This is a genomic window from Wolbachia endosymbiont of Oedothorax gibbosus (assembly GCF_936270145.1).
Classification (GTDB): Bacteria; Pseudomonadota; Alphaproteobacteria; order Rickettsiales; family Anaplasmataceae; genus Wolbachia.
The window spans coordinates 843,984-860,309 of record NZ_OW370537.1 but is presented as its reverse complement, the minus strand read 5'-3'; the positions used below and the strand labels follow the sequence as shown (position 1 = coordinate 860,309).

Here is a 16,326-nt window from a genome sequence, read left to right as displayed (position 1 = left end):
TTATATGAACTTAGCAATCCACTACTATCCTACTCAAAACCTGGTCGAATATGATCGCAACCCTCGCAAGAATGACGATGTGGTCAACAGAATGTGTGCTTCAATTCGGGAATTCGGCTTTCGTATTCCAATAGTTGCAAAAAGCGATGGGACTGTGGTTGATGGTCATTTAAGGCTTAAAGCAGCAAGAAAGCTTGGCATGGAAAGTATTCCAGTGGTGCTCAGTGATAACTTAAGTGATGGACAAACCAAAGCTTTTCGGTTACTGGCAAATCAATCAGCTAACTGGGCAAAGTGGGACGATGATCTTTTAAAGGTAGAAATTCAAGAATTAGAAGATCTGCAGTTTGACCTTAAAATGACAGGATTTGAGCTAGAAAAAGTTCAACGCTTTCTTGATAATATTGATGGAAGGGAAGAACAAGGGGAAAAGGGAGAAAAATTTTCTGATTTAGCTGGTGATGACAAAAAAGTGGAAATAACAAAACCAGGGGATCTGTGGATTTTAGGTGGTCATAGAATCTACTGTGGTGATAGTTGTCTGGTTGAATCATTTAAAGCTGTATTGGATGACAAGATGGCAGATATAACCGTGTGTGATCCTCCATATAACGTAGCATATGGTGACAGTCAAGAGAGAGAAGACAAGAAGATATTAAACGATGATCAAGGTGAAAAATACGAACTTTTTCTGTATGACATCTGCTCCAATATTTTAGCATACACCAAAGGGGCAATTTACATCTGTGCATCATCATCAGAACTTTCGACCTTGCAAAAAGTATTTGAAGAAGCAGGTGGTCGTTGGTCGACATTTATAATTTGGGCAAAGAATCATTTTACACTGGGGAGATCTGATTACCAAAGACAATACGAAACAATACTCTACGGTTGGAAAAACGGCAATAAACGTGAGTGGCATGGTGGTAGAAATCAAAGTGATCTGTGGTTTTATGATAAGCCAACGCACAATACACTACATCCAACGATGAAGCCAGTAGAGCTAATGGAAAGAGCAGTAGTAAACAGCAGTAGACCAGGAGACATAGTTCTTGATCCATTTAGCGGCTCTGGAAGTACACTAATTGCATGCGAGAGAACAGGAAGAATCTGCAGAACAATAGAGCTAGATCCCAGGTTTGTAGATGTAACGATAAAACGTTGGCAGGTGTATACGGGGAGAGATGCTATTCTCGCTGATACTGGAAAGACTTTTGTACAAATTCAAGAAGAAAAACGTTAAAAGAAGGGGAAAAAGTGGAAAAAATCACGCAGACGGAATGGGCAAGAGAGATAGGAGTTTCAAAGCAATACGTCTGTTATTTAGTAAAAAAAGGAATAGTTGAACTGGAGGATGGTTTGATTGACAGAGAACAAGCGAATGAAGCGGTAGCAGCAATAAGAGATCCAAGCCAGCCACTGAGGAGAAAAGGTGGAGAAATTGAGGAAAAAAGGGGAAACACCAGTGAGCTCTCTACCATGCTGCTAAAAACCCGGATAAAAAATGAAATGGAGCGGGGAAAATTGTTGGAGGCAAAGGCAAAAGCCGAAATTGGTGAACTTATCTCAGTAGAAGAAGTAAAGACAGAAGCATTTAACGTGGCAAGAGTTGTCCGTAATAATTTGCTTAACATTCCAGATAGGGTTTCAGCGTTACTAACCCCAGTTGCGGATTAATCAATATAGTAAAATCTAGAAATACAGGGCTTTTTAGGCTTCATGGAATATGAAACTAATGTGGAAAAGACGTGCACCAAGAAATTTATTGGAGACCTGTGCCTTGAATGCTCAAGCTCAAGTCTGTCTTTTAGGTAGCCAAAAACTGTTTCAATAATCGACCTTTTTCTTAAAAAAATCTTTTCTTCAAGTAGCATTAATGTGTTTTTCATACCTTTTTTTACTTTGGTAACGAGTTTTAGTCCTCTATCGAAGAGTTTTGCAAAGAGCTCTTTCTTTATATAGCCCTTATCACCAAACAAAAGACCAGTCAGTTTTTCAGTTAATTTTGGTACTGGTTTTCTGTCGTCAACGTTACCTTTAGTAAGTGTAACTCCTTGAATTTCACCTTTTTCATTAATTACCATATGCAATTTAAAACCAAAAAACCAGCCATATGTAGTCTTTCCAAGCTTTGCCAATCCTTTGAAAACTTTGTTTCTTGAGATTCTTTTTGGATGGCAAACAGCGATAGATGTTGCATCTATGTACGAAATCCCTGTCATTTTCGACTGCTCACATAGCCATTGCAAAAGTAATGCTAAATACCATAAAACCCTCGGTTTTAGCCTAATAAATCTACTATATGTTGGCAAATTTTGAAACTCAGATCCATATAGTGCTTTCAAATAATATGTATAGAAAGATTTAAAGTCCTCACATCTAGATTGTTGATAAAGTAAAATTATAGTAAGAATTTCAGAATGCGTAATCTCTGGCGTTCTGGTAGGTTTTTTACTGTTTGGCAGGAGTTTTTCTGCGAAATTTTTGTTTATAGCCTTGCAAAAATCGTCTACAAAGCAAAATAATTCTGTTACATTTTTATTCATGGGTAACCTCTCTACTTTTTGATAATATGTTTCCGGAGTTTACCCTATTTCCCTATCTTTTTCACTGACTTCTAATCCGCAACTGGGGTTACTAGCATCGATAAATGACACAGATAAGATCCATGAGACGTTAACAGAAGAGATTACCAATGCACTCGAAGAATTATCGAAAAATACATTTTAATGACTATTGTTAATTTATATTCAAATAATTTAAAATTATTAAAGAAAATTAGTAGAAGCCTTATAATAATAGGCTCAATAATTATAAGCATCTCTATTCCTACAGCATATTCAGGAATAATTGCGATCATTATTTTAAGTTGTTTTACTAAAGAATCAACTGATGCCTACTGCAAACAAAGAGTAATTTCAGAACGTTCTATTCTGACCGATGTGAAGGTGGAAAATGTAGCAAAACTTCAGCAGGTAGTGGCGTGATATACAGCAGTAGTTTTTATGCAGGACTAAAGCCCGATCCGCTACTTAAAGTATCAGAGTGGGCAGATAAGAACCGTCAACTTTCAACGATAGCATCATCAGAGCCAGGGAAATGGAGAACAAAGAGGACGCCGTACCTTAAAGAAATAATGGACTCTTTATCCTCATCTTCACCGGCTGAAAAAGTGGTATTCATGAAAGGAGCACAGATTGGCGGAACAGAAGCTGGGAATAACTGGATAGGGTACGTTATTGATCAGACACCAGGCCCAATGCTAGTGGTGCAGCCAACAGTAGAAATGGGCAAGCGTTGGTCCAAGGGAAGATTTGCGCCACTGATTGAAGATACGCCATGTTTAAGGAGTAAAATAAAAGACCCAAGGTCGAGAGATTCAGGGAATACTGTGCAGAGCAAAGAGTTTCCGGGAGGAACGGTAGTAGTAACAGGTGCCAATAGTCCAGTGGGTTTGCGTTCAATGCCAGTAAAGAATCTATTTTTAGATGAAGTAGATGCGTATCCAGGAGATTCAGGAGGAGAAGGAGATCCAGTTTTGCTCAGCATAGCTCGAACTAATACATTTACGCGGAGAAAAATATTCTTGGTTTCAACGCCAACGGTACATGGAATAAGTAGAATAGAGAGGGAATTTGAGAGTTCAGACAAGCGATACTTTTTTGTACCTTGTCCACATTGTAATTACTATCAGGTGCTGAAATGGCCACAAATAAAGTGGAAGGATAAAAATCCAAATACAGCGCACTACGTGTGTATAGAGTGTAACGGCAAAATAGAAAATCATCAAAAAACAGAGATGCTAGCTAGAGGTGAATGGAGAGCTACAGGTGAAGGGGCAAAAGAAGGGGGAAAAATAGGATTCCACCTTTCAAGCTTGTATAGCCCAGTTGGTTGGTATAGTTGGAAACAAGCAGTGGAAGATTATCTGCATGCAAAGGAAAATGAGCAATTACTGAAAGTTTGGATAAATACAACACTCGGAGAAACCTGGGTAGACAAGGGAGAAGTACCAGACTGGAAGCAACTATTTGAGCGTCGAGAAAATTTTCCGATAGGCATGGTGCCAAAAGGTGGAAAAATAGTGTTAACGGCAGGGGTTGATGTCATAAGTGTTGAAAGTATCAAAAATGGCGTGATATAAGGTGATTGACGGCATGTAAATTACCTCCCGACAGTAAAACAATCGAACGTATAAAAGAGTCATTTAGATCCAATGTGAATTGCAGTAATGCTATTTTGAACCCATGTAGATTATTTTTGATTTTATAAACAAGAAATAACAAAGCCGTAATAATAATCATGTAAATATACACCTTCATGCCATTCATAGTATGGCTTAAAAAGTGCTTATATCCAAGATTTTGCTTTATAAATTTAAAGAACACTTCTATATCCCATCTGCGCCTATATAGCTCTGTTACTTCATAAGCTGGCATTTCAAACAAGTTTGTCAAAAACCATATTTCATCTCCAATTTTATTTCTGATTTTTATTAGCCGTAGATCATGCTTTTCTGCCACTTTACCTCGTGCACGATAAAGATTAACTATTATATCTTCTAAAATCTCTGATCCATCCGATTTTTGTTCTCCTATAACTTTGTTCCTGCTTATAACATCATGTTTTCTTCCTACTTTAACTCTTGTGATAAATTTGTACTCCTTTTCATCAAATTCGGCAAAAGTTCCAACTTTTCTGATTCCTCTATCAAATAATAAAATATCCTCTTTTTCAACTTTAGCTTCATTAATTGCTCTCACTAATGCTATATCTTCACTACTTTCTTCTTGTCCTTTACAAAATCTTATACTTGTCGGCAATTGATCCTTTAATCCTACACTCACTTTAACTTGACTATCGTTACTTTTACCGCCTATTTTCAGCCCATCTTTTATGAGATATCCCGATAAATTTATGATCGTCGAATCAAACTTATGTAAGTTATTTGATGTTTTTTGGGGTAATAGCTTTTTAATCTTGCTCATCAAATCAATATATACTCCCTTAAAATATTCTGGATTTATAACTTTTAACCTTTTTGACAAACCACTGTATGTTACTGTACTTTTATCGCTATTCTTATCCATTATACACCTGTTTATTACCATTTCTAGCGCTCTTAGGCTTGTTTTTTGCCCCATTAATATTAACTTCATTAGACCTTTAAATATAATCTTGCCCAACAATTTAGTATTACATTTATCTACTTCACTTAATTTTCCTAGCCTTTCTAAATCCTCATCTTTTATTAAATTTAGTACTCTTTCTATTTGATCCATTATTGCCTCCATTTTCTTGCAATAATAGTTCTTTATGTCTTTTTTGTGTTACTTTCAACACTTATGGGGTTGATGTCCAAAAAGATCGGTTAGAAGTAGAAGTAGTAGCATGGGGTATGGGTCGTGAGAGTTGGTCAATAGACTACCAGGTATTTGAAGGTGATACTGGAAGTGGAGAAGTATGGGAAAAACTTTCAGAGCTTTTGAATCATCATTTTATCGGTGAAAATGGACTTGAATACATGATAAGTATGATGGCAGTTGATGCAGGGTATGCAACACAAGAAGTATACAACTGGGTAAGAGGTCACCAAGGGTCAGGAAGAGTGATGGCAGTAAAAGGGGCAAACAAAGCGCTAGTGCCACTGAGCAGCCCAAGTAGAGTTGATGTAACAGTTAGCGGGCAAAAGCTAAAGAGAGGAATGAAGCTGTGGCCAGTTGGAGTATCGATATTAAAGTCCGAGCTTTTTCAGCTACTTATACCAACCCTCATAAATAACTAGACAAATAATTCACAGAGCAAATGGTTTTGATCGAACTTTCCGTAATATCTCGAATAAATTCAGATACAGCATTTTCAAGTAATTTAATAGAGTCATACATCTTGTTCTTTATTATATTTTCCTTTAAATGTTGCCAAAATCTTTCCACAGGATTGAGCTCAGGCGAGTACGGCGGCAAATAAATTATGGTGATATTTTCAGGAGTTTTTAAACCTTTAGACCTATGCCAACTTGCGCAATCCATGATAAGAAAAGCTTCTCTAGTCCCCAAATCTTTCGACATCTGCTCCAAAAATATGTTCATGCAATCTGTGTTTACATGTGGAGCAAGTAGGCTAATATCCTCTCCATTCCTGGGATTTACAGCGCTGTAAAGATAGAAGTTTTCTCTTCCGATTTTTACTTTAACTTGTGTTCTTGAGCCCTTTTTAAACCATCCATGTCCAACTTTTGAGTGCGTTCCAAATCTCGATTCATCGAAAAAAAACCTCCTTTTTCCGGTTCTTTTCCACAATTTCATTGAGATTTTTTTTGAACTCCTCTTGTTTGTTTTTGTCTTGTTTATAATGTGCTGGACGAGGTGTGATATATGTAAATCCTAGCTTCTTCATAAGCCTTCTCGCCGTTGACTCACTTACTTTGATAGCTAACATTCCTTCAACTATACCTTGCAATTTTTTAGCAGTCAGATTTGCCCCATCTTCTTCTATTACCTCTCTTATTTTTTCCTTCTTCTCCTCGTTCAGTTTTGGTTTAGGTCCTCGCCCTGGCTGTATTGCAAACCCAATAACACCTTTTTCTTTAAATCTTGCAATCCATTTCATTAATGTCGTTCTCGTAATTCTATATATTTTAGCAACTTTTGAGATACCATACTCCTTTGCTGATATTATTGCTTGTAACCTTCTTCCTATCTCTCCTCTTATTCCATATTTTTTTAATTCTAACTTGCATTGATTATATAGTTCTTCTCCTATTGCTTTACTTTTTCCTGCCATAAACTACATATTTATTCTTTCTAGCCTCAATTATTTGTAGTTTTTACTATTTGTCTATCTATTAGTGGAGATTGGTATTAATGTTTTAACAGAAGGGGCGCCGGGGTATTGTCATTTTCCAGAGTATCCACCTGAATATTTTAAGCAGCTAACCGCAGAGCAACTAATTACCAAAGTAGTAAAAGGATATACCAAACAAGAGTGGCAAAAGATAAGAGACCGAAATGAAGTATTAGATTGCCGAATTTACGCAAGAGCAGCATCGATAGCACTGGGAATAGATAGGTGGCCAGAGAGTAAATGGAATAGTTTGAGTGGAAAAATGGAAAGTAAAAAATCAAAGAAAATAGTCAAAAGCAAATGGATCAGCGAGTAGTAAATGTATAACGAAGATTATCTAATTCAAGTTGAACAAGCAATAAAGAAGCTTCAGAGTGGCGAAAGGGTAGTATCGATTGCATATGGTGACCATGTGGTTAGGTATGGAGAAGTGCAGATAAAAGATCTATTGGATTTAAGACAACGAATTAAAGCTGAGCTAAAAGTTGCAGGTATAAAGCCGAAGCGCAGGATTGTTATTACAACGGATAAAGGGGTTAAGTAAAATGGCTGAAAATCAACTAAATGTTAACGTGAGCTTTGAAGGTGAATTAGCGAAATATCTCAAAGATATAGCAGAAATTGACAACAAGACTGTAGCAGAGATTTTAGTGCATCTAGCAACGGAAGCGCTAGAGGAAGACATAGAATTGTCAAAAATGATTGCAGAACGAGATGTTGAAGGTGCAGAGTTGATTAGAGGGGAGGATGTAGACTGGTTATCTGAGGAAACCACTGAAGATGATGAAGGTAAACAAAAGTACAAAATTGCCTATTCAAAAAATGTTCTTGAAAAAGATTTTCCAGATATACCACCAACGGTAAGATCGAGAATTATAAAGGCAATAGAAGAGAAACTTACAACTGATCCGCTGAAAGCTGGCATACCATTACGTGGTAAATCAAAGAAGGATTAAGAGTTTTGAGCAGTTGCATAAAGTCAGCAAGCTGTTTTTACATACAAATCTACCTGTCTGTTAAGGTGTCTAAATGTTACTAAAGTCATTCAAACAATTATTCCGGAAACCAACAAAACCAAAAGGTTCAGCGTGGGATGCAGCAGGTTCAGGAAGAAGATTTTTTCACTTTCAACCAGAGTCAGGAAGCATAAATAATTTGCTGTCTCAAAGTCTTGAGCACTTACGTAGTCGATCACGTGACATGGTAAGAAAGAACTCGTATGCGGCAAACATCATTGATACGATAGTAAGTAACTCTGTTGGAACAGGAATAAAGCCGCAATCAAAAGCCAAAGATGCAGAGTTTCGGAAAAAAGTGCAAGAATTATGGCTGAGATGGACAGATGAAGCAGACAGTAGCGGAATGAGTGATTTTTATGGGTTACAAGCTCTAGTATGCAGAAGTATGATAGAAGGAGGGGAATGTTTTGTAAGACTACGAACAAGAAAACGAGAAGATGGTCTTTGTGTGCCGTTGCAACTGCAAGTACTTGAATCAGAGCATTTAGACAATAAGAGCAATCAAACCCTTGTCAACGGTAATGTAATTAGAAACGGGATTGAGTTTAATAGACTTGGGCAAAGAGAAGCGTACTACCTATTTAGAGAACATCCAGGAGAAGGCTCGTTTGGCGAATCAGTGAGAGTGCCAGCAAACGATGTTTTACATATCTATAGACCACTAAGACCAGGACAGATTCGAGGAGTACCATGGTTGTCCAGTGTACTGTTAAAGCTCTATGAACTAGATCAATATGATGATGCAGAATTAGTGAGAAAAAAGACTGCTGCAATGTTTGCTGGATTTATTACGAGACTTGATCCTGAAGCAAATATTTTAGGAGAAGGAGAAAGCAATGAACATGGAGTAGCGCTGTCAGGTTTAGAGCCAGGGACTATGCAATTACTTGATCCAGGAGAAGATATAAAATTTTCGGAACCATCTGATGTTGGAGGAAGTTATGAAGCATTCATGAAACAGCAGCTCAGGGCAATAGCAGTAGGCACAGGGATAACGTATGAGCAGCTAACAGGGGATTTAACGGGTGTCAATTATTCATCAATCCGAGCAGGGTTAATAGAGTTTCGCCGGAGGTGCGCGATGTTACAACATAATGTGTTAGTATTCCAGTTTTGCCGGCCAGTATGGGATAGATGGATAGAGTTAGCCCTACTTTCCGGAGAACTAGATATAGGCGAAGAATGGACGAAAAAAGAGGTAAAATGGATAGCGCAAGGGTTTGATTGGGTAGACCCGCTAAAAGATCAGCAAGCACAGCAAATGGCAGTAAGAAATGGGTTTAAGAGCAGGTCAGAGGTGGTATCAGAGCTGGGTTACGATATAGAAGAAATCGACCAAGAAATTGCTGAGGACCAAAGACGTGCGAGTGAACTGGGCTTAAGTTTTGATTCTGACGTGCAAGGTAATTTTAATACTAATACTGAGATAATATAAATGACTTGGATTAACAAGCCAATGATGATAGAGCAGAGAAGTTTTGATCTATTGTCATTACATGCAAAAAAGCAGCCGATTTTCAAAAACATAAAACATGTAACAAGAGATAGTGAAAGTGGAATAAAAGTAATACCGATACATGGAATCTTGACGAAGAATTCAGAAGCTTTTGACGATATTTTAGGGATGACATCATATGAGAAGATACGTGAAGAGATAGAAGAAGCTTTAATAGATGAAGAAGTAGAAACAATAATTTTGGACATAGACAGCCCAGGAGGGGAAGTAAACGGTATATTCGACCTTTCTGACTTTATTTACGAAGCAAGGACAAAAAAGAGGATTGTGGCGATAGCAAATGATGATGCTTACTCTGCTGCGTACGCTATAGCTTCTAGCGCTGAAAAGGTATTTGTGAGCAGAACTTCAGGAGTTGGAAGCATAGGAGTAATAGCAAGTCATATAGATCAAAGTGGATTTGATGAAAAACAGGGGGTAAAATATACCACAGTATTTGCAGGAAAGAGAAAAAACGATTTAAATCCGCATGAGCCGATAACGTCTGAAAGTCTGGAAAGCTTGCAAGGAGAGGTAAATCGCCTATATGAGATGTTTGTCCAGCTAATAGCAAGAAACCGAAATTTGTCCATGGAAAGAATCAAATCAACCGAAGCAGGGTTATATTTTGGAGAAAAAGCAATAGAGATAGGACTTGCTGATGGAATCACAATTCTTTCATCTATTAATAAAAACAGGAGTATTACTATGAACGAGAAAACTACAACTGACCTAGAAACTGATAATTTAACTAATAAAATCAAGAATGACAGCTATCGTACTGAAGTTCTTGAATTAATACGTTTATGTAATTTATCAAAGATGCCAGAGAAAATAGGAGAATTTATTGAGCAGGATGTAAATGCAAAGCAAGCCCAAGAGATATTAATGTCGATACTGGCGGAGAGAACGAAGAAGACAGAGATAATGAGTACAATACCGCAAAATACACCGGAAGACTTGATGATGGAAGTAGCAAGGAGTCGTGCAGTATAACAAAAGTAGAAAATAAAGGAGAAAAGCAAAATGAGTACTATAATAGAACAAAATAACCTTGGTGATCTTCTGAAATACGAAGTTTCTAATCTATATTCAAGAGACCAAATAACGGTAGCAAAAGGGCAAAACCTTAGCTTGGGTAGTGTAGTTGGCTGTAATGTTGAAGAGAACGTAATTAAAATTATCAACCCAACAGCAACAGATGGGACGCAAACAGCGATAGGTGTAATAGTAAGTGATGTAAATGCAATAGAAAATACTAAAGCGGTAATCATTACACGTATAGCAATGTTAGCTGATCATGCAGTGGTGTGGCCAGCAAATATCACCGAAGAGCAGAAAGCTGCAGCAATAAAACAACTCGATGCACGGGGAATCATTATCCGCAAGGGAGTTTAACTTAAATTAAAAAGGGAGAAAAAAATGCAAAATCCATTTACAAATTCAGCATTTAGTATGACGGCACTGACTAATGCGATAAATATATTGCCGATAAATTATGGACGAGTTGAGAATTTAAATTTGTTTCCAAGTAGGTCAGTAAGATTTAGACATATTACCATAGAAGAACACAACGGAGTATTGAGTTTATTACCAACGCAAGTACCCGGAGCGCCAGCAACAGTAGGAAAAAGAGGAAAACGGAAAATAAGAACGTTTACCATTCCACATATTCCTCATGATGATGTAGTGCTGCCAGAGGAAGTACAGGGAATAAGAGCATTTGGATCAGAGAGTGAGCTTAAAGCGTTGGCAGATGTGATAACTGATCATTTGCAGATGATGAGAAACAAACATGCGATAACGTTAGAACATTTGCGGATGGGGGCGCTCAAAGGAATAATTTTGGACGCTGATGGCAGTGAGTTATTAAATCTGTACAATGAATTTGAAATTACGCCAAAGGTAGTAAATTTTGCCCTAGGGACTGCAACAACAGATGTAAAACGAAAATGTCTGGAAGTATTGCGCCATGTTGAAGATAACTAATAGCTTCACCAAATAAAGTACTGCCATATTCATTAATTGGTGCCATGGGATCAATACTCTTTTCTTCTACAAAATATTTGACTATTCTAACATGACCATATTGAAATGCATAATATACGGGAGTACCTTCATTGTCAGTAATATTATAATCAGCACCCTGATCTATTAAAAATCTTACCACATCAATATTTCCTGAATAGACAGCGTAATACAACGGAGTCCAACTACATTCATCCTGAGCATTTAAATCAGCTCCTTCAATTAGAATATATGCAGTTAGATACAAATTACCTTTTTTTGCAGCAATACACAAAGGCGTACATCTGTGCTGACCAATAGCGTTAATATCAGCCCCTTTCTCTATAAGATGTTTAACTGCTTCAAGATTACCTTCTTCCACAGCTAAATGCAAAGGCGTATTTCCTTTATCATTCTTAACATTAACATCTTTCTTATCTACTAAATACTTTTCTATGATATTACACATACCAACCTCACTAAACTAATAAAACTATTCCATTCTACAGACACAAACATTATTTTTTTATTAACTGCAAAACCCGTATAAATTCCTACATGCACTGCTCATTCTCTCTCATGAGGGCATTCATAATTATGCTAGTATCTTATATATATTAATTAATAACCTCACTTTCTTCCCTCTTCAATGGCCTCTTCTATGACGGCAGCTACTTTGTTCAGCTTCTTCAACTGATTGATTTCCTGGTTTTTACGCATTTCCTTCAGCACCTTTTGATAAAGATCTTGCTTTTTCTCATTATCAAGTAGTTTACAATATAGTTTTAGCTGCTCAGGGATCCTCAATAGAAGCCGTTCTATTATATTGCTGCTTCCTGGTTCTAATTTTTCACGTTTGTTACTGCTATTACTCATAAAAATCCCCACTCATTAAAGACTCAATTCTTCCAAATGTTTACTACTGTTTTCTTAGTGGTATTGGCATAAAGCCATCTATTTTGGCGGAAGTCAAGAAATTTTTAAATGTTTATTTGTTATTAATAATAGTAAGGATATTAATTTCAAAGTTGAACAGTAAGATCAGTGGTAGTTGGGTTGACACTTTCTACTTTCTCGAACTTAGTGTTGGGTTTCAGAGCATGATACAATGCAAAACTTATGCACGCTAATCCAACTATTCCCACAACCGCTGCTACTACAGGCATTTTCATGATATACAATGCAACACCGCTTGCCAGTAATATTGCTCCAACAACACCAGCTACGATTGGTTGAATTGCCTTTTTTGATGATTTTTCGTCTGCGGAGTTTTCTTTACTATCAAAACACGGTTCGGAAGTTGGCTCTACAGTAGTTGAATCATTTTGCGCTTCTTCGCTGCTTTTATTTATAAGTTGAAGATCTTCACTATTTATATTACATAATTTACTGTCAGTTTCTGTAGCTTTTACGCGAGTAGTATCTTTATTTGTTACACTATATTTACATACTTCCTTACTATTTTCATCTTTAGCTGTAGTAGTTTCGGCTGTTATACCAATCTCCACTAATAGATAGACAAATAGTAAAAACTACAAATAATTGAGGCTAGAAAGAATAAATATGTAGTTTATGGCAGGAAAAAGTAAAGCAATAGGAGAAGAACTATATAATCAATGCAAGTTAGAATTAAAAAAATATGGAATAAGAGGAGAGATAGGAAGAAGGTTACAAGCAATAATATCAGCAAAGGAGTATGGTATCTCAAAAGTTGCTAAAATATATAGAATTACGAGAACGACATTAATGAAATGGATTGCAAGATTTAAAGAAAAAGGTGTTATTGGGTTTGCAATACAGCCAGGGCGAGGACCTAAACCAAAACTGAACGAGGAGAAGAAGGAAAAAATAAGAGAGGTAATAGAAGAAGATGGGGCAAATCTGACTGCTAAAAAATTGCAAGGTATAGTTGAAGGAATGTTAGCTATCAAAGTAAGTGAGTCAACGGCGAGAAGGCTTATGAAGAAGCTAGGATTTACATATATCACACCTCGTCCAGCACATTATAAACAAGACAAAAACAAACAAGAGGAGTTCAAAAAAAATCTCAATGAAATTGTGGAAAAGAACCGGAAAAAGGAGGTTTTTTTTCGATGAATCGAGATTTGGAACGCACTCAAAAGTTGGACATGGATGGTTTAAAAAGGGCTCAAGAACACAAGTTAAAGTAAAAATCGGAAGAGAAAACTTCTATCTTTACAGCGCTGTAAATCCCAGGAATGGAGAGGATATTAGCCTACTTGCTCCACATGTAAACACAGATTGCATGAACATATTTTTGGAGCAGATGTCGAAAGATTTGGGGACTAGAGAAGCTTTTCTTATCATGGATTGCGCAAGTTGGCATAGGTCTAAAGGTTTAAAAACTCCTGAAAATATCACCATAATTTATTTGCCGCCGTACTCGCCTGAGCTCAATCCTGTGGAAAGATTTTGGCAACATTTAAAGGAAAATATAATAAAGAACAAGATGTATGACTCTATTAAATTACTTGAAAATGCTGTATCTGAATTTATTCGAGATATTACGGAAAGTTCGATCAAAACCATTTGCTCTGTGAATTATTTGTCTAGTTATTTATGAGGGTTGGTATTATAACAGTGGGCTGCTGGGTTGCTCTCCTATTAACAAGTTCTCCGGAGAATTTTAAGATTTCTTCTACAGCTTCACTATTTTCACACGCTTCAGCATAGGTGAATGGGGTGTAAGTTGTTTCCTCGCCATTTGAATGCTTTATAATTATTCTCTTTTTTAGAATATCTTTCAAAATACCATTTTCCTCAGAGATTTTTAACACTACTCTCATAATGTCATTGTCTCTACGTGATATAGCATCTGTAAGTATTGTATGATTTTCTTCCCGACCATCTGAATGTTTTGTGGTCATCTCTTCATTCAGAACTTCCTTTAATAGTTTTTGTTTTTTGGCTTCTTCTAAAAGATCTTTTACAGCTTGATTATTTTTATGACTTATAGCATAATGTAGTAGTGACAATGTCTCCTCTCTGCCCTGATACTTGTAAATTATTTTCGTTAAAAGAATCGTGCTTGCGTTATAGCTGGACTTTTTGAATATTCCATTTCTGAACTTTTCGGCAACACCTTTACCTTCCTCTATTTCTCTTACTAGCTTTTGAATATTCTTTCCATCTCTATTTGTTAACTCATATATATCACATACTAATGTCAGTTTTGAAGGTTTCATAATCTCTATTAAAATTTGTTGTATTTAATGTGTGTAATTTAAGACGCTAATTTGTAAAATTTTTCTACCTGCTCACTCCACAGCATCGGTATTTCCCTTAAATCCACTAACCGCAAATTACTCGGTTGTCTCCCATTTACTATGTCTTCTTTAATCTTCGGAGCTAAATAATTTAATCTTAAAATTTGTTGTATGCGTCTTGTACCTATATTAATTTTAACGCTCAGCTCCTTCACACTTCTATATTTTCCTTCTTTTAGTTGCCGTTTCCACAGATGGGCTCTCACCACTGCTTTCAGTAGCGCATTATTTGTTTTTCCTTCTGGTTCTACTACTGTGCATTTGTTTCCTTTCTTCTTTAAATTCATAGGTATAAATATCTCTCCTGATTCAGAACTTACTACTATTCCATCGTCTCTTACCATTACCCCATTTATTAAGTTCTTTACTACTTCCTTCTGTTTTCCGAAGCTCCATTCTTCCGCTTTTTCTTGCCAATTTTTGTATAGGTGCTCTACTCTCTTCATTACTTCTTTTTCTACTTCTCCTGCTACTATATTCCGACTCTTTGACGCACAGCTTTTTCCAACTAAATGATTGTTGCATACGTAATATCTATACCTTTTATTTTCTTTTTTTGCATACGTTAGTGTCATGTTCACATTACAGCTCTTGCACTTTATTATCCCCTTTAGCAGCGCTTCTTCATATTTTGCTTTTCTATATGGCTGATTCTTTATCAATTCTTGCGCTTTTTGCCATTTTTCTTCCTCTATTATTGCTTCATGCTTTCCCTCATATTGCTTCTCGTAATGTCTTGTTTTTCCCATATATATAGGATTTGTTATTATTCTCCTGACTGTTGCCTTTTTAAATATCTCTCCTCCATACACTTTTCCCGATTTTGCTTCAAATCTCTTTGTTCTGTGCCCTTCTCTATTTAACTCTCTTGCCAATTCTGCCATTGACTTCAGCTCCATATACCTCTCAAATATATGTTTCACTGTCTTTGCTTCTTTCTCATTTACTATTAATTCTTTATCTTTCACATCATACCCTAGCGGTAAAGTTCCTCCCATCCATAGACCCTCTTCCTTCGATGTTGCTATTTTATTTTTCACCCTCTCTACAATCATTTCTCTTTCTAGTTGTGCTGCTCCTGATAATACCGTTTGTACAAATTTTCCCATTGGCGTATTATTGTCAAATATTTGTGTTACTGCTATAAAATTTACTCGGTGCCTTCTAAAAAATGATGTCACTTCTATGCTGTCTTTTGTTTCTCTTGATAACCTGTCTAATGTATATACTACTACACAATCTACTTCTCCTGCCTTTACATCTTCAAATAATTCCTTTATCGCTGGTCTTTCTAAGTTTTTTCCTGAGAACCCTCCATCATCGTACCTTTTGGCCAATGCTACCCAGCCTTCTCTGCTCTTTATGTACTTTTCACATGCTACTCGCTGGGCATCAAGGCTATTAAACTTTTGTTCTAGACCGTCTTCATTCGATTTTCTCGTATATATCGCACATCTTGTATCTTGAAAAAAGCATCTGATGTTTTAAGCTTAAGCATTAGATGGAGAAGGGAAACACTCTGTCGCGCACCTTAGATATAAAATCTGTAAGTAAGATAAGAGTTCCCTCCTCAAAAGTACAGGCTGAACGGTATCTTAGAAAGACCTAAATGGTTCTAATTCTGTATTCACAAGGTTAGCCTTACTTTTCATTTTAAATGGTAACGTATGGGGTT

General features: G+C 36.6%; 15 protein-coding genes and 5 pseudogenes. 12 read left to right on the top strand and 8 right to left on the bottom strand.

Annotated elements, in window-relative coordinates:
* The first annotated feature begins 4 nt into the window (after positions 1 to 4).
* Together NBW37_RS04195 and NBW37_RS04190 are read left to right on the top strand one after the other, a co-directional pair.
* Positions 5 to 1,243, top strand: a complete 1,239-nt coding sequence (locus tag NBW37_RS04195) for a DNA modification methylase (protein ID WP_250295865.1) — start codon at positions 5 to 7, stop codon at positions 1,241 to 1,243.
* A 14-nt stretch (positions 1,244 to 1,257) separates the two neighbouring features.
* Positions 1,258 to 1,674 (top strand): annotated as a pseudogene (locus NBW37_RS04190) (hypothetical protein); the annotation flags it as partial.
* Here NBW37_RS04190 and NBW37_RS04185 read toward each other — a convergent pair.
* Positions 1,674 to 2,546 carry an IS982 family transposase gene (locus NBW37_RS04185; RefSeq protein ID WP_250295817.1) on the bottom strand — a complete coding sequence of 291 codons (873 nt, stop codon included), beginning with the start codon at positions 2,544 to 2,546 and terminating at the stop codon, positions 1,674 to 1,676. The pseudogene NBW37_RS04190 and the gene NBW37_RS04185 overlap by 1 nt on opposite strands.
* Before the next feature lie 437 nt (positions 2,547 to 2,983).
* Between NBW37_RS04185 and NBW37_RS04180 the strand changes: the two are divergent.
* Positions 2,984 to 4,108 (top strand): annotated as a pseudogene (locus NBW37_RS04180) (phage terminase large subunit family protein); the annotation flags it as partial.
* 16 nt (positions 4,109 to 4,124) lie between these two features.
* Here the strand turns inward: NBW37_RS04180 and NBW37_RS04175 are convergent.
* Positions 4,125 to 5,294, bottom strand: coding sequence for an IS4 family transposase (locus tag NBW37_RS04175; RefSeq protein WP_250295821.1), 1,170 nt, complete (start codon positions 5,292 to 5,294; stop codon positions 4,125 to 4,127).
* Between the two features lie 47 nt (positions 5,295 to 5,341).
* Between NBW37_RS04175 and NBW37_RS04170 the strand changes: the two are divergent.
* Positions 5,342 to 5,761, top strand: a pseudogene (locus NBW37_RS04170) (terminase gpA endonuclease subunit); the annotation flags it as partial.
* 10 nt (positions 5,762 to 5,771) lie between these two features.
* On the opposite strand, the gene NBW37_RS04165 reads toward NBW37_RS04170, so the two are convergent.
* Positions 5,772 to 6,783 (bottom strand): IS630 family transposase gene (locus tag NBW37_RS04165; protein WP_250295836.1). Its coding sequence is split into 2 segments (ribosomal slippage): positions 5,772 to 6,269 and positions 6,271 to 6,783, totalling 1,011 coding nucleotides; the frame shifts between segments, so codons are not numbered across the junction.
* A 76-nt stretch (positions 6,784 to 6,859) separates the two neighbouring features.
* Here NBW37_RS04165 and NBW37_RS04160 point away from each other — a divergent pair.
* The 7 genes and pseudogenes from NBW37_RS04160 to NBW37_RS04130 form a co-directional block, all read left to right on the top strand.
* Positions 6,860 to 7,159 (top strand): annotated as a pseudogene (locus NBW37_RS04160) (terminase gpA endonuclease subunit); the annotation flags it as partial.
* 3 nt (positions 7,160 to 7,162) lie between these two features.
* Entirely contained in the window at positions 7,163 to 7,387 is a 225-nt protein-coding gene (locus NBW37_RS04155; protein ID WP_250295864.1) for a gpW family protein, read from the top strand.
* Position 7,388: 1 nt separating this feature from the next.
* Entirely contained in the window at positions 7,389 to 7,799 is a 411-nt protein-coding gene (locus tag NBW37_RS04150; RefSeq protein WP_250295863.1) for a type II toxin-antitoxin system RelE family toxin, read from the top strand.
* Between the two features lie 73 nt (positions 7,800 to 7,872).
* On the top strand, positions 7,873 to 9,297 hold the full coding sequence (locus tag NBW37_RS04145) for a phage portal protein (protein WP_250295862.1): 1,425 nt from the start codon (positions 7,873 to 7,875) through the stop codon (positions 9,295 to 9,297).
* Positions 9,298 to 10,353 (top strand): S49 family peptidase, encoded by a 1,056-nt coding sequence (locus tag NBW37_RS04140; RefSeq protein ID WP_250295861.1) that lies wholly within the window; start codon positions 9,298 to 9,300, stop codon positions 10,351 to 10,353.
* Between the two features lie 30 nt (positions 10,354 to 10,383).
* Positions 10,384 to 10,755 carry a head decoration protein gene (locus tag NBW37_RS04135; protein ID WP_250295860.1) on the top strand — a complete coding sequence of 124 codons (372 nt, stop codon included), beginning with the start codon at positions 10,384 to 10,386 and terminating at the stop codon, positions 10,753 to 10,755.
* A gap of 24 nt (positions 10,756 to 10,779) precedes the next feature.
* Positions 10,780 to 11,343, top strand: a pseudogene (locus tag NBW37_RS04130) (major capsid protein); the annotation flags it as partial.
* Here the strand turns inward: NBW37_RS04130 and NBW37_RS04125 are convergent.
* The 3 genes from NBW37_RS04125 to NBW37_RS04115 form a co-directional block, all read right to left on the bottom strand.
* Positions 11,252 to 11,833: an ankyrin repeat domain-containing protein gene (locus NBW37_RS04125; RefSeq protein ID WP_250295859.1), complete on the bottom strand. Its 582-nt coding sequence runs from the start codon at positions 11,831 to 11,833 to the stop codon at positions 11,252 to 11,254. The pseudogene NBW37_RS04130 and the gene NBW37_RS04125 sit on opposite strands and share 92 nt — an antisense overlap.
* 161 nt (positions 11,834 to 11,994) lie before the next feature.
* On the bottom strand, positions 11,995 to 12,240 hold the full coding sequence (locus NBW37_RS04120) for a hypothetical protein (RefSeq protein ID WP_250295858.1): 246 nt from the start codon (positions 12,238 to 12,240) through the stop codon (positions 11,995 to 11,997).
* A 146-nt stretch (positions 12,241 to 12,386) separates the two neighbouring features.
* The gene (locus NBW37_RS04115; RefSeq protein WP_250295857.1) at positions 12,387 to 12,872 is read right to left on the bottom strand and encodes a hypothetical protein; all 486 of its coding nucleotides are present in this window, start codon (positions 12,870 to 12,872) and stop codon (positions 12,387 to 12,389) included.
* Between the two features lie 64 nt (positions 12,873 to 12,936).
* Between NBW37_RS04115 and NBW37_RS04110 the strand changes: the two genes are divergently transcribed.
* Positions 12,937 to 13,948, top strand: a protein-coding gene (locus tag NBW37_RS04110; protein WP_250295836.1) for an IS630 family transposase whose coding sequence is annotated in 2 segments (ribosomal slippage) — positions 12,937 to 13,449 and positions 13,451 to 13,948 — 1,011 coding nt in all. Because the reading frame shifts where the segments join, the coding sequence is not laid out codon by codon here.
* On the opposite strand, the gene NBW37_RS04105 is transcribed toward NBW37_RS04110, so the two are convergent.
* Both NBW37_RS04105 and NBW37_RS04100 read right to left on the bottom strand, forming a co-directional pair.
* Positions 13,935 to 14,570 (bottom strand): WD_0033/WD_0034 family tandem repeat-containing protein, encoded by a 636-nt coding sequence (locus tag NBW37_RS04105; protein WP_250295856.1) that lies wholly within the window; start codon positions 14,568 to 14,570, stop codon positions 13,935 to 13,937. The genes NBW37_RS04110 and NBW37_RS04105 overlap by 14 nt on opposite strands.
* Positions 14,571 to 14,608: 38 nt before the next feature.
* Entirely contained in the window at positions 14,609 to 16,132 is a 1,524-nt protein-coding gene (locus NBW37_RS04100; RefSeq protein ID WP_250296994.1) for a recombinase family protein, read from the bottom strand.
* Positions 16,133 to 16,326 lie beyond the last annotated feature (194 nt).